General features: G+C 68.0%; 13 protein-coding genes. All 13 read right to left on the bottom strand.

Going from position 1 to position 13383, the window contains the following annotated elements:
* Window positions 1-27: 27 nt before the first annotated feature.
* Window positions 28-1218 carry an elongation factor Tu gene (gene tuf, locus SJY14_RS03655; RefSeq protein WP_054145418.1) on the bottom strand — a complete coding sequence of 397 codons (1191 nt, stop codon included), beginning with the start codon at window positions 1216-1218 and terminating at the stop codon, window positions 28-30.
* Window positions 1219-1346: 128 nt separating this feature from the next.
* Window positions 1347-3461 (bottom strand): elongation factor G, encoded by a 2115-nt coding sequence (gene fusA, locus SJY14_RS03650; RefSeq protein WP_056043577.1) that lies wholly within the window; start codon window positions 3459-3461, stop codon window positions 1347-1349.
* A gap of 87 nt (window positions 3462-3548) precedes the next feature.
* The gene (gene rpsG, locus SJY14_RS03645; RefSeq protein ID WP_043593378.1) at window positions 3549-4019 is read right to left on the bottom strand and encodes a 30S ribosomal protein S7; all 471 of its coding nucleotides are present in this window, start codon (window positions 4017-4019) and stop codon (window positions 3549-3551) included.
* The gene (gene rpsL / locus SJY14_RS03640) at window positions 4019-4393 is read right to left on the bottom strand and encodes a 30S ribosomal protein S12 (protein ID WP_043593380.1); all 375 of its coding nucleotides are present in this window, start codon (window positions 4391-4393) and stop codon (window positions 4019-4021) included. Before rpsL ends, rpsG begins: the two co-directional genes overlap by 1 nt.
* A gap of 209 nt (window positions 4394-4602) precedes the next feature.
* Window positions 4603-5178 carry a DUF6121 family protein gene (locus SJY14_RS03635; protein WP_071256221.1) on the bottom strand — a complete coding sequence of 192 codons (576 nt, stop codon included), beginning with the start codon at window positions 5176-5178 and terminating at the stop codon, window positions 4603-4605.
* A 156-nt stretch (window positions 5179-5334) separates the two neighbouring features.
* Entirely contained in the window at window positions 5335-6105 is a 771-nt protein-coding gene (locus tag SJY14_RS03630; RefSeq protein WP_071256220.1) for a hypothetical protein, read from the bottom strand.
* A gap of 2 nt (window positions 6106-6107) precedes the next feature.
* Window positions 6108-6770, bottom strand: a complete 663-nt coding sequence (locus SJY14_RS03625) for a hypothetical protein (RefSeq protein ID WP_071256218.1) — start codon at window positions 6768-6770, stop codon at window positions 6108-6110.
* A complete protein-coding gene (gene pilM / locus SJY14_RS03620; protein WP_071256216.1) occupies window positions 6767-7816 on the bottom strand; it encodes a type IV pilus assembly protein PilM in 1050 nt (349 codons plus the stop codon). Before pilM ends, SJY14_RS03625 begins: the two co-directional genes overlap by 4 nt.
* A 28-nt stretch (window positions 7817-7844) precedes the next feature.
* A complete protein-coding gene (locus SJY14_RS03615; RefSeq protein WP_396599820.1) occupies window positions 7845-8684 on the bottom strand; it encodes a prepilin peptidase in 840 nt (279 codons plus the stop codon).
* Window positions 8681-10462, bottom strand: a complete 1782-nt coding sequence (locus SJY14_RS03610) for a hypothetical protein (protein ID WP_071256214.1) — start codon at window positions 10460-10462, stop codon at window positions 8681-8683. Before SJY14_RS03610 ends, SJY14_RS03615 begins: the two co-directional genes overlap by 4 nt.
* Entirely contained in the window at window positions 10459-11148 is a 690-nt protein-coding gene (locus SJY14_RS03605) for a type II secretion system protein J (protein ID WP_071256212.1), read from the bottom strand. The genes SJY14_RS03610 and SJY14_RS03605 overlap by 4 nt, the downstream gene beginning before the upstream one ends.
* The gene (locus SJY14_RS03600) at window positions 11145-12560 is read right to left on the bottom strand and encodes a carboxypeptidase-like regulatory domain-containing protein (RefSeq protein ID WP_071256211.1); all 1416 of its coding nucleotides are present in this window, start codon (window positions 12558-12560) and stop codon (window positions 11145-11147) included. Before SJY14_RS03600 ends, SJY14_RS03605 begins: the two co-directional genes overlap by 4 nt.
* Window positions 12561-12670: 110 nt before the next feature.
* Window positions 12671-13138, bottom strand: a complete 468-nt coding sequence (locus tag SJY14_RS03595; protein WP_071256210.1) for a type II secretion system protein — start codon at window positions 13136-13138, stop codon at window positions 12671-12673.
* Window positions 13139-13383 lie beyond the last annotated feature (245 nt).

The raw sequence follows: 13383 nt of genomic DNA, 5'->3' as shown, positions 1-13383 counted from the left end.
AGATCAGCAGTTCTGCGTGAACAGGACTTACTTGTTGATCTTGGTGACCGTACCGGCACCGACCGTGCGACCACCCTCGCGGATGGCGAAGCGCAGGCCGGCTTCCATGGCGATCGGCTGGATCAGCTGGACGCTGATCTCGGTCGTGTCGCCGGGCATGACCATCTCGGTGCCCTCGGGCAGCGTGATGACACCCGTGACGTCGGTGGTGCGGAAGTAGAACTGCGGGCGGTAGTTCGCGTAGAACGGGTTGTGACGGCCGCCCTCGTCCTTCGAGAGGATGTAGACGTTCGCCTCGAACTCGGTGTGCGGCGTGACCGAACCGGGCTTGACGACGACCTGGCCGCGCTCGACGTCTTCGCGCTTGGTGCCACGAAGGAGCAGACCGGTGTTGTCGCCGGCCTGGGCCGAGTCGAGCAGCTTGCGGAACATCTCGATGCCGGTGACGGTGGTCTTGACGGTCGGGCGGATGCCGACGATCTCGACCTCTTCGTTGACGTTGAGCTGACCGCGCTCGACACGACCGGTGACGACGGTGCCACGACCGGTGATCGTGAAGACGTCCTCGATGGGCATGAGGAAGGGCTGGTCGGTGGCGCGAACGGGCTCGGGCACGTTCTCGTCGACGGCGTTCATCAGCTCGGCGACCGTCTCGGCCCACTTCTCGTCGCCCTCGAGGGCCTTGAGAGCGGAGACCTGGACGATCGGGGCGTTGTCGCCGTCGAACTCCTGGCTCGAGAGGAGCTCGCGGACCTCGAGCTCGACGAGCTCCATGATCTCTTCGTCATCGACCATGTCGGCCTTGTTCAGGGCGACGACGATGTAGGGCACGCCGACCTGGCGAGCGAGCAGCACGTGCTCACGCGTCTGGGGCATGGGACCGTCGGTGGCGGCGACGACGAGGATCGCGCCGTCCATCTGAGCCGCACCGGTGATCATGTTCTTGACGTAGTCGGCGTGGCCGGGAGCGTCGACGTGAGCGTAGTGGCGCTTCTCGGTCTGGTACTCGACGTGCGAGATGTTGATCGTGATGCCGCGCTGCTTCTCTTCAGGCGAGTTGTCGATCTGGTCGAACGCCGACGCCGTGTTGAGGTCGGGGTACTTGTCGTGCAGGACCTTGGTGATCGCCGCGGTGAGCGTGGTCTTGCCGTGGTCGACGTGACCGATGGTTCCGATGTTGACGTGCGGCTTGGTCCGCTCGAACTTGGCCTTAGCCACTGTGGGTCCTCCTCAGGACTCGGTTGCGGTGCGGCCGGGGGCCGGGTCGATGACCCGGCCTACCGGACGCCTCGCGGATTGGTGTGTGTACATGTTACGTGGTCGTCGGACGACCACGCGGTTCAGGACTATTCGCCCTTGTTCTTCTGGATGATCTCTTCGGCGACGGCCGAGGGCACCTCTTGGTACGACTCGAACGTCATCGAGTAGACGGCCCGGCCCGAGGTCTTCGACCGCAGGTCTCCGACGTAACCGAACATCTCCGACAGCGGCACGCTGGCCCGAACGACCTTCACACCACTGGCGTCTTCCATCGACGAGATCTGCCCGCGTCGCGAGCTGAGGTCGCCGATGACGTCGCCCATGTATTCCTCGGGCGTACGGACCTCGACCGCCATGAGCGGCTCGAGGAGAACGGGCTGGGCCTTGCGAGCCGCCTCTTTGTAGGCGATCGACCCAGCGATCTTGAACGCCATCTCGGACGAGTCGACGTCGTGCGCCGCACCGTCGAGCAGCAGCGCGCGGACGCCCACCGTCGGGTAGCCGGCGAGCACGCCGACCTGCATGGCGTCCTGGATGCCGGCATCGACCGAGGGGATGTACTCGCGGGGGATGCGGCCACCGGTGACCTTGTTGACGAACTCGTAGGTCGACTCGGCCGTGACCTCGAAGGGCTCGAGAGCGATCTGCACCTTGGCGAACTGACCCGAACCACCGGTCTGCTTCTTGTGGGTGTAGTCGTAGCGCTCGATGCCCTTCTTGAGGGTCTCGCGGTACGCGACCTGGGGCTTGCCCACGTTGGCCTCGACGTTGAACTCGCGCTTCATGCGGTCGACCAGGATGTCGAGGTGGAGCTCGCCCATGCCCTTGATGACCGTCTGGCCCGTCTCGGCGTTGAGCTCGACGCGGAACGTCGGGTCTTCTTCGGCGAGCTTCTGGATGGCCAGCGACAGCTTCTCTTGGTCGGCCTTGGTCTTCGGCTCGATCGCGACCTCGATGACGGGCTCGGGGAACGTCATCGACTCGAGGACGATCTGCTCGGACGGGTCGCACAGGGTGTCACCGGTGGTGGTGAACTTGAGCCCGATGACGGCGTAGATGTGACCGGCGGTCACGCTGTCGACCGGGTTCTCCTTGTTGGAGTGCATCTGGAAGATCTTGCCGATGCGCTCTTTCTTGTCCTTGGTCGAGTTGATGACCTGGGCGCCGGACTCGATCGAACCCGAGTAGACGCGGACGTAGGTGAGGCGACCGAAGAAGGGGTGCACCGCGACCTTGAAGGCGAGAGCCGAGAAGGGCTCGGTCGACTCGGGCTTGCGGATGATGATCTTCTCGGCGTCGCGGACGTCGTGACCCTCCATGGGAGGCACGTCGAGCGGCGAGGGCAGGTAGTCGATGACCGCGTCGAGCATCGGCTGCACGCCGCGGTTCTTGAAGGCCGAACCACAGAAGATCGGGTACAGCTCGGAGTTGACCGTCATCTTGCGGACGGCACCCTTGATCTCGGCGATCGTGAGCTCTTCGCCACCGAAGTACTTCTCGAGCAGCACGTCGTCGGACTCGGCGACCGTCTCGAGGAGCTTGGCGCGGTACTCGGCCGCCTTCTCCTTGAGGTCTTCGGGGATCTCTTCGATCTCGTACTTCGCACCCAGCTCGACGTCACCCTTGGCGTCGCCGCGCCACGTGAGGGCACGCATCTCGACCAGGTCGACGACGCCCTCGAAGGAGCTCTCGGCACCGATCGGGAGCTGCATCACCAGCGGCTTGGCGCCGAGGCGGTTGATGATCGTGTCGACCGTGAAGTAGAAGTCGGCACCGAGCTTGTCCATCTTGTTGACGAAGCAGATGCGGGGCACGTCGTACTTGTCGGCCTGACGCCAGACGGTCTCGGACTGGGGCTCGACGCCCTCTTTGCCGTCGAAGACGGCGACGGCACCGTCGAGCACGCGGAGCGACCGCTCGACCTCGACCGTGAAGTCGACGTGACCGGGGGTGTCGATGATGTTGATCTGGTTCTTGTTCCAGAAGCAGGTCGTCGCAGCCGACGTGATGGTGATGCCGCGCTCTTGCTCTTGCGCCATCCAGTCCATCGTGGCCGCACCGTCGTGGACCTCACCGATCTTGTGGGTGATGCCCGTGTAGTACAGGATGCGCTCGGTGGTCGTCGTCTTGCCAGCATCGATGTGAGCCATGATGCCGATGTTGCGGACCTTGTTCAGGTCGGTGAGCACATCTTGTGCCACGGGTTCCTCCGAAGGGATAGGTGGGGTAGTTGGGGGGACGAGGAGGTGCGGTGCGCGTCGTGCGCACACCGCGCCTCCTCGTGCCGGTTACCAGCGGTAGTGCGCGAAGGCCTTGTTCGACTCGGCCATCTTGTGCGTGTCTTCGCGACGCTTGACAGCGGCGCCGAGACCGTTCGACGCGTCGAGGATCTCGTTCATGAGACGCTCGGTCATCGTCTTCTCGCGACGAGCCTTGGCGTAGCTGGTGAGCCAGCGGAGGGCCAGGGTGTTGGCGCGGTGGGGCTTGACCTCGACGGGGACCTGGTAGGTCGAACCGCCGACGCGACGCGAGCGGACCTCGAGGGTCGGGCGCACGTTGTCGAGCGCCTTCTTCAGCGTGGCCACCGCATCTTGGTCGTTCTTGGCGGTGACGCCGGCGAGAGCACCGTAGACGATGCGCTCGGCGAGGCCCTTCTTGCCGTCGAGGAGGATCTTGTTGACGAGCTGGCTGACGATCGGCGCACCGTAGACCGGGTCGGCGACGACAGGGCGCTTGGGCGCGGGTCCTTTACGAGGCATTACTTCTTGTCCTTCTTCGCACCGTAGAGGCTGCGAGCCTGCTTGCGGTTCTTCACGGCCTGGGTGTCGAGGGCGCCACGGACGATCTTGTAGCGCACACCGGGGAGGTCTTTCACACGACCGCCGCGCACGAGCACCATCGAGTGCTCTTGCAGGTTGTGGCCCTCGCCGGGGATGTAGGCGGTGACCTCGGTGCCGTTCGAGAGCTTCACACGGGCGACCTTGCGGAGCGCGGAGTTCGGCTTCTTGGGGGTGGTGGTGTACACACGCGTGCACACGCCACGCTGCTGGGGGTTGGACCGCAGGGCGGGGGCCTTGGTCTTGACGACCTTCGGCGTACGTCCCTTGCGGACCAGCTGCTGAATAGTTGGCACTGGTTCTCCTCATCGGATCTCGACGCTGTTCTCTCGAACACGCCGAGTCGCGCTGCTCTCGCATCGCTCTGCTCTGTCCGGCTGATCAGCCGGCATCCTCGTCTCGGTGGCCGAGACGGTCTGCCCGTCTCGGCCGCGAGGTCGAGGGGGCTTTTATTCGGGCGCGCGGTCAGGCGCACACCCGAAAGAGCTTATCTTGCGGTAGTGCCTTAATCAAATGGTCGAGGGTCGGCGTGCCCCGGGTCGATGCGGGACACGGCGAGCGTGCCCCCGACGACGAGTCCGGCGCAGATCGCCGAGCCGATCACGAAGGGCGACACGGCGTACCGCGCGGCGAAGAGCAGCACCCAGACGAGTTCCTCCCGCACGAGGCCGTAGACGACTCCCCCGACGGCGAGCATCAGGACGTACACGAGCGCTGCGGTGACGATCGCGACGACGAGGAGGCGCGGTGCGGGTCCTCCAGGGCCGGTCACCTCGTCACCGGTGCCGGAGCGCGTTCCGCCCGCGGTGCCCGGGCGGGCGAACACGGCGGGCTGCGCGGGGAACGTGCCCCGCACCTCCGGAGCCCTGTCGTCGCGGGCGTCGGAGAGTGCCGCCGACCGTAGCAGCGACAGCAGCACCACGAGCACGGCGGCGGCGACCATCAGTGGGCCGAGCAACGTGCCGGCGTCGGGTTCGTCGATCGGGTCGCGGTCGAGCAGCAGCGCCTCGAAGCCCGCGACCATGATGACGAGCGCACCGAAGAGGACGGTGCCCATGACGGCGTAGACGGCTCGGGACATCCTTCGAGGCTACGCGCCCGCAGGAGGCGCGGTGGCCCGCCGATGCGCCACCCCGCCACGATGTGGACACGCCGCCACGTTTTCTCGTGGCGGCGTGTCCAGATCGTGGCGTTCTGGGGCGGGCGGTGGTCGGGACCCGGCCTGAGGCGCTTCGCGCTACTGGCCGGCGGCGGTGTCCGAGCTCGTGCCGTCGGTGCCCTCCGCCGTGGCGGCGGGGGTCTCGGCGGCCTGGTCGGCCTGGGTCGCTGCGGCGTCCTGGAGGACGTAGACGAGGCCGCCGACGGTCCACTGGTCGGGGACGCCGGTCGCGTCGCCGGCCTCGGAGCTGCCGGTGCTGGCGAACGTCGTCACGAGGAAGAGCCGCGACCCGCCCTGCAGCTTCGACAGGAAGTCACGGGCCTGGGCGTAGCTGCCCTGGATGCTGACCGTGATCGGGATCGACGAGAAGTTCGTCGCGGTGACGAGCGGGTCGGTCACGAGGTCGGGGGCGGTGGGCGCGGCCGGGGCGGTGGCGGCGGTCCCGCCCGAGTCGGATGCCGCCTCGTCGGTGGCGGCGGGTGCGGCGACGTCCGTGGTCGTGGGCTCGTAGACCGTCGCGTCGGACGAGGTGAATCCCGTCACGGTCGTGCCCGAGGCCCCGGCCAGCTGGTCGAGTTCGGTCAGGAAGGACGACAGGGCGGCCTGGGACGGCACGGACGTGTCGAGCGTCGCCAACTCGGACTTCAGGTCGGGGAGCTTGGCGTTGTCGGTCTCGAGGGTCGCGAGGCTCGCGCGCAGGGTCTCGTTCTGCGCCTCGACGCTCTGCTGTTGCGACTCGGCGGACGAGGCGGCGACGAGTTGCGGCTGCACCCCCACGAGGAATCCGAGGGCCAACACCACGACGCCGGTCAGGGCGGCGGCGATGAGCATCATCCGGTTGCGGTCCATGGTCACTCGCCGGCTTTCTGGTCGAAGCGGCCCGAGAAGGCGTCCGCCGTGATGTGCATCGTGATGTCCGCTTTGTAGACGCCTTCCTCGAGGGTCACCGAGCCCGGCTGGGCGTCGGCGAAGCCGGGGAGGGTCGCGAGGCCGTTCAGCCAGTCGGGCACGGACGGCAGGGTCGGGCTGGTCGCCTGGAAGGTCAGGGTCGCGACCCGGGCCCCCTGGAGCGGCGCGGTCGGCTGGGTGTACTGCACGAGGGGCGAGGCCTGGTCGAGCGAGACGCTGATGATCGTCACGCCCACGGGCAGGGTGCCCTGCACCTTCTCGAGGTAGGTCGGCCAGTCGATGTCGGTCGAGCCGCCGACCTTCTGGGCGGCCTCGACCAGGTCGAGCTGCCCCTGCGTGGTCTTGAGGTCCGCGTACTTCGTCTGGGACATGAGGAGGGACTGGGTCTCGCCCTGGGCGGTCATCAGCCCGTCCTCGGCCTGCATGCGCTGCAAGAACGCCGCGCCCGAACCGATGCCGACCACGATGGCGACCACGACGACGCCGGCCCAGACCCGATGGGTCAGGGCGGCGGCGCGACGCTCGGCGCGGACCTCAGGAGGCAGCAGGTCGACGCGAGGCGCGCCTCCTACGGTGATGCCGATGTCTTTCCCACGGGTTCTCATGCTGCGCTCCCCAGGGCCAGGCCGAGGGCCACGGTCAGGTCGGTCGACCGCGACCGCAGGGCGGTCTCGTCGAGGTTCTTCGCGAAGCCCACCGTCGCGAACGGGTCGGCGAGGGCGACCGGCAGGCGGGTGACCTCACTGAGCGCCTCGGGCAGGCCCGGCAGGGCCGCTCCCCCACCGGCGATCATGATGCCCGCGACGGTCTCGGTCGGGCGGGTGTTGACGTAGTACTGGATCGTGTTGCGCAGGCTGCCGAGCAACTCGTTGACGGACTCGAAAATCGCGGCCGACGCGGCCTGCTCGTCGGGAGTCGTGACGGTCGTGGCGAGGCCGCGGCCGAACTTGATGCCCTCGGCGACCTGGGACGAGACCTCGAGCTTCGTCGCGACGGCCTGCGTGACGTCGTCACCGCCCGAGGGGATGATGCGGACGAACTGCGGGACGCCGTCGGCGATCATGATGACCGAGGTCGTGCTGTGACCGATCTCGACGAGCGCGACCGTGCCCGCGATGCGCGGGCGGGTGACGAGGAGGCGCGTGTTCGAGAACGGGATCAGGTCGACCCCCAGCGTGGTCAGGCCGGCGAGCTTGCTGGCCTGCACGTTGCCGAGGACCGCGTCCTTGACCGCCGCGATGAGCAGCCCGTGGACGACGGGACCGTTCTCGCCGAGCCCTTCGGCGTAGGGGTAGAAGTCGAGCAGGGCGTCGGCGACCGGGACGGGGAGCATGTCCTGCACCTGGAACGGCAGCATCTCGCGGATGCGTTTGTGCGAGGCCTTCGGCACCGTCATGTCGCGCGCGAGCACCCGCTGGTTGCCCATGCCCAGCACGACGCGCTTGCTCTTGAAGCCCCCGGCCGACCACAGCTGCTTGAGCGTGCCGGCCATGGTCTGCGACTCGATGACCTCGCCGCGGCTCGCGGCACCGTCGGGCAGGGCGACCTCGCTGAACCGGACGATGGTCGGCTTCGCCTTGTCGACGTCGGCGACCTCGACCGCGCGCACGAAGCGGCTGCCGATGTCAATGCCCACGATGTTCTTGCCCATCAGTTCTGCTCTCTGTCAGCTCGCCGGCTCATGCCAGGCCGAGGAGGGTGAGGTACGCCGTGGCGACGGTGCCGCCGGCGAAGACGCCGACCCAGGTGCCCGCGAGCATCCAGGGGCCGAAGGGGATGCCGCCCGTGCGATGCACGCGCCGGGTGACGAGGAGGACGATCGCGAAGAGGCCGCCCAGCAGGAACGCCGCGAAGGCGCCCACGGCGAACTCGCCCCAGCCGAGCCAGGCGAGGTACAGGCCGAGCACGCCGGCGAGCTTGACGTCGCCGAAGCCCATGCCTCCCGGGTACGACAGGGCGGCGATCAGGTAGAAGGCGAAGAGGGAGGCCAGGCCGATGGCGGCGCGGACGAGCGCCGACCAGTCCCCCACGAGGATGCTCGAGGCCGCCAGGAGCGCGCCCCCGACCGCGTAGGACGGCAGGACGATCGCGTTCGGCAGTCGGTGGTGCTCGAGGTCGATCACGGCGAGCGCGACGCTGACGCCGGCCAGCCAGAGGAACGCGACGAGCGCCAGGAGGCGCGACACGAGCGGCAGCGCCTCGGTCGGGACGTCGACGAGCGGCCACAGCCGGGCGGCGACGAGCACGAAGAACAGGCCGGTGGCCAGTTCGACGATCGGGTACCGGGCCGAGATGGACGTGCGGCAGTCGCGGCACTTCCCGCCGAGGGCGAGCCAGCTGACCACGGGGACGTTGTCACGGCGGCGGATCGGCGTCGAGCAACTCGGGCAGGCGCTCGCGGGTCGCGCGATCGAGATCCCCGCGGGGACGCGGTACACGACGACGTTGAGGAACGAGCCGATGAGCAGACCGAAACCACCCGCCACGAGGACGGCGGTGACCCACGGGGCCGCGATCACGTCGCGGCCCCGGTCGACGTGAAGGCGGCCTTGACCTCGGTCTGCGTGGTGACACCGTACGAGGTGGTGACCGGGCTGAGGAACTTGGGCGGCGCGAGGTACCGCAGGCGCGTGTCGTAGGTGTAGGCCTTGATGTAGCCGTTCGACCCGCTGCGGACGACGCCACGGTAGGCCTGCGAGATCGACCCCTTGATGGTCAGCGTGCCCCGGTCGCCACCGCGGCCGTAGTTCTGCACGAGGAACGAGTGCTGGACGGAGATGATCGCGGCGTCGATCTCACGGTCACGGTCGCCCAGCATCGAACCGCCGAAGACGTTGACCGGGTTGTGCACCCAGGTGACGCCGTCGGAGGCCAGGCCGAGGATGTTCGTGCTCGCGTTCGTGGACGCGTAGGTCAGGTCGCCCGTGACGTAGAGGTAGTTCTTCGCCGCGATGGTCAGCTGCCCCTGGAAAGCGCCCTTGACGAAGGCGTCCCCGCTGCGGGCACCGTAGGCGCAGGCCCCGGAGCCCGGACCGCCGGCCGTGTTCGCGATCGGGACGGACTCGCCGGCCAGGGGGTAGCCGACGTGGTTGTTGGAGCACGAGGTCTCGGTGAGGTCGCCGGTGGAGGCCCACGCGTTGACGTTGGACTTGCCCTTGCCCGACGCGGGCACGGGGATGTCCTGGACGTAGACCAGGTTGTTCGCGGGCACGGTGATGGTCGCGCCGTCGGTCGAGCCGAGCTGCCCCTTCCCCGTGCCCGGTGTGCCGCACTCGGCCGGGGCGCTGCCCTCGGTGGCCTCGGCGTTCGCGAGCCGCGTCATCTTCGAGTACGGCGACTTGACGGTCATCTTGCCGTCGGCGGTGAAGACGATGTCGGTCGGCCCCGTGTAGAGGCAGCCGGGGCGCGGCACCTCGGCGGGGATGTCGGTGCGGGTCTCGCGCACCTTGTCGTTGTTGGTGTCGGGCATCTGCACGGTCGCGACCTGACCGGGAACGCCCTTGTCGAACGTCTGGCCCGAGCAGGCACTGTTGTTCGAGTCGACCTTGGCGTACGTGCGTCCGAGGGTCGGGTCGGCCGTGGTCACGACCTCCTTGAAGGTCGCCGAGCAGACGCGCATCGTGTCGTTGGAGTGTGCCGGCCCGTAGATCGTGTCTCCACCGCTGAACGCGATCTCGCCGCAGTCGTCCCCCTGGGTGCGTCCTTCCCAGGCGTGCTTGGTGCAGTCCGCGTTCGTGCTGCGGGTGAGCGTGGGGTCCTGGGACTCGATGTCGGTGAAGTACAGGTAGTCGATGAAGCCCTTCTGGCGAAGGTCGGCGATGACCGACCGCGTGGCCGAACCGACCTTGCCCGTCGAGCGGATGCGCAGGGCGCCCGACCCGACGTACTTCGAATTGTCGACCTCGTAGCGGAACTGCGCGAGGTCGGTGCTGCCCGGCACCGAGGCCCACGAGCCCGAGGGGCCCGACCCGAACGCCTTGTTGGCCTGACTGCCCGACGGCAGGGTCAGCTTGCTGGCGGTCGCCTTGCTGAACGGGGCGTCGGAGTCGCCGTACTGCTGGTAGCTGTTGTCGTTGGCGAGACGCGACTGGTACTCCTCGACGCCGGCGTAGGCCGCGGCGAGGGCACCGTTGACGTCCTGGTCCCCGTCGGCCTTCTTGAGCCCGCTGGTGGCCACGGTGAGGGCGGTGGCGGCCATGATGACGAGCACCATGCCGAAGATGAGGGTGATGGCCATGGCCATGCCGCTCTCGGCGGACGGGCCGCCCAGGCCGAGACGGGTGCGCAAGGAGGTCATGTCGTCGCCCCTCCGGCGAGGTTGGACAGTGAGACGGTGTTCTGCAGGGTGACCGCCTGGCTCGACATCGAGCTCGTCCGGTCGATGGTCAACGAGATGGTCACCGCGGCGATGGAGGGCAGCTGCGACGCCGTGAGCGCACCCGAGGCGTCGGGGGTCAGCGCCTTGCCCGTGAAGTCGAGATAGGTGAAGAGCGGCGCACCGCTGCTCGCGGCCGTGACGACGGTGCCGCCGAGGGCGCGCTTGGTCGCCGGCGAGGTGAACTGCCAGAAGTCGGTCTGGAGGGGCGTGGCCACGACGGTGGACGAGCTGAGGGTGCGGTCGGCCTCGACGCGGAAGGTCACGCGCCGCGGCACGGTGGTCAGGGAGTCCGCGGTGTTGACGGCTGTCGTCAGAGTGAGGCTCTCGGTCGTGGCGAGCGTGAACGACGACGCCTCGGTGCCGCCGGGTTGGGCGATCGTGCGGGCGGCGCGGATGGTCCGACTGAGGTCGTTCAACCCGTTCGAGGCGACCCTGGTGTTGGCGTCGATGAAGCGGGCCTGGGCCGTGGCTTTCGTCAACGAGACGAAGGTGGTCGAGACGACTGTGAGGACGATGCCGAAGACCATGATCGCCACGAGCAGCTCGGCCAGGCTGACGCCCTCGTCACGGCGGGCCCGGGCGATGAGTCGCCGCAGCGCGGTCACTTGGCGGGCCTCGGGTCGAGCGTGACGACGTTGGCGGTGCCGCCGCTGCCACCGAAGATGGCCCCGATGATGCTGCCGATCAACCCGCTGATGGTCAACGACCGGAGGTTCGAGGTCGACGTGCCCGAGCTGATCGCCCAGGTGCCGTAGGGAAGGGCGATCGTCACCTCGTTGGCCGGCGTCTTGTTCTTGACCGTGAAGGAGTAGGTCTGTGTGGCGGCGCAGCCGGGGTCGCCGTTGAGGGCGGTGGTCGACCGGGCCTGGATCAGGGTGTCGCTGCCCGCGGCGAGCTTCACCGTCGTCACGCCCATCGGCAACGGGTAGGCAGCGGTCTTGTCCGACGCGGCGACGAACGGCTGGCGCGTGGCCGTCTTGCCGGCGGCGTTGGCAGGCCACGAGGCCGGGTCGGGTGAGAGGCAGCTGCCGCCGGTCGTGCCGACGGGCAGGTACGTGCCGGCGATCAGCTGGTAGCCGGTCGTCAGGGGGAAGAGGTAGGCGTCGCTCACCGGGCCGTTGAGCACGTACGCTTCGGGCCCGCCGAGGACGGTGGTCTTGAGGTCGTTCGGCAGCAGCACGGTGCCGCCGGTGTAGTTCGAGGCGTAGCCGAGTTCGAAGTCGTCACCCAGGTCGTAGGTGAACGAGACACCGGCCGTGTCTCCCTTGACGACGACGGTTCCCGTCTTGAACGGCGCCGGCTGCTGCCGGGAGTCGCGGTAGGGCGCGGCGTCGGCCCGCGAGACGGTCACCTTGTAGGAGCCCGGAAGCACCTTGATGGCGACCGCGCAACCGTCGGCGTTGGTCGCGCCGGGCTTGGAGCCGGAGGTCAGCGCTTTGCCGGGGGTGGTCGAGGCGGTGTCGGGCTCGACCGTGACCACGACGCCCGAGACCGGGCCACCCTTGGTGTCCTTGACCCCGATGACGATCGTGCCGGTGTCCTGGTCGTTGAGCCGGCTGTTGGGGGCGAGGATCGTGTCGCTGCGCACGGGCGAGGTGGTCTTGCGCATGCCCGACCAGGTCACCGCGACCTGCAGACGCTTGTAGAACAGCGAACCGTTGCCCGACGCGGAGGCCGGGGTGCAGGTCGCGTCGACGCCCGTGGTGGTGATCCAGGCGGCGGTCTGGGCCACGGTGAACGTGGTGCCGTTGACGACGGTCGTCGTCGTGCCCGAGGCCACCGCGACGACGTCCGTCACGGCGCGGGCGACGTCGACGGCCTGTGCGGCGAGGTTGGTGGCGACCTCACGGCTGCGGTTGTCGCTCGAGATGGTCAACGTGGTGCCGACGGCGACGATCGAGCCGACCGTGATGATCGCGAAGACCAGGAGGGCGACGACCACCTCGACGATCGACAGGCCGGCGTCGCGCGCCTCGGGGTCGAGGGGACAGAGACGGGCGCTGAGGCGCTGCAACATGGTGGTTCACCTCCCGGTCGGGTCGAGGGCGTTCATGTCCTGTAGCAAGGACGTTGGAAGAGGCGGGACGAGGACAAGCCGCCGTCCCGCCTCAGGGGCGAGCTGAAGGGCTAGGAAATGGTGCAGGCCGTCTCGCTGACACCGGAGTTGCCGGTGGCGTAGAACTTCTTGTTTGTCGAGCTCGTTCCGATGATGCAGAAGGAGTCCGTGGACGACTTGCCGAACTTCAGCTCGGTCGTGTTGTCGCTGATCGTCGCACCAGCACCGGCCCAGTCGGGAGTCGTCGCGGTTCCCGCAGCAGGTTTTGCCGTCTGGGTGAAGGTGGCAGTGGCGGGCAGCGTGCTTGTTGCGTTCGTCTGCAGGCTGATGATGGCCGTCTTGAGGTTCGTGACGTCGCTCTTCACGGCCGAGTCCTTGGCGTTGTTCTGCACGCCCAGGTACACCGGGATGGCGATCGCGGCGAGGATGCCGATGATGATCACGACGACGAGGAGCTCGATCAGGGTGAAGCCCTTGTCCTTGTCTTCGGCGAGGTTCTGGCGGCGGGCGCTGAGCTTGCCCATGAGGGTGAAGTACATGTCGCTGGTCCTGTTCGGTCGGGTGCGGGGTGGTTGTCTCGGTGTTCGGGTAGGCGGTCACCGAGCTCCCGCCGGGATCGATGGTGCCACCTGGGAAAGTGCCCCAGAATCCCTTGGAAGGGGGGTTTTGGGCCGCGACACGGCCCCAGTTCGGGTATCCCCCGAAAGGCCGAAAATCGCTGGTCAGCACCCGTTCGCGGGGTAGACCGGGCCGTCGCGAGACGCCCGGCACGAGAAGGAGGCGC

The sequence above is a fragment of the Frigoribacterium sp. R86507 genome (assembly GCF_044597695.1).
GTDB lineage: Bacteria > Actinomycetota > Actinomycetes > Actinomycetales > Microbacteriaceae > Frigoribacterium.
Note: the sequence above shows the minus strand (reverse complement) of the source record. Positions and strands in the feature narration are given on the sequence as shown.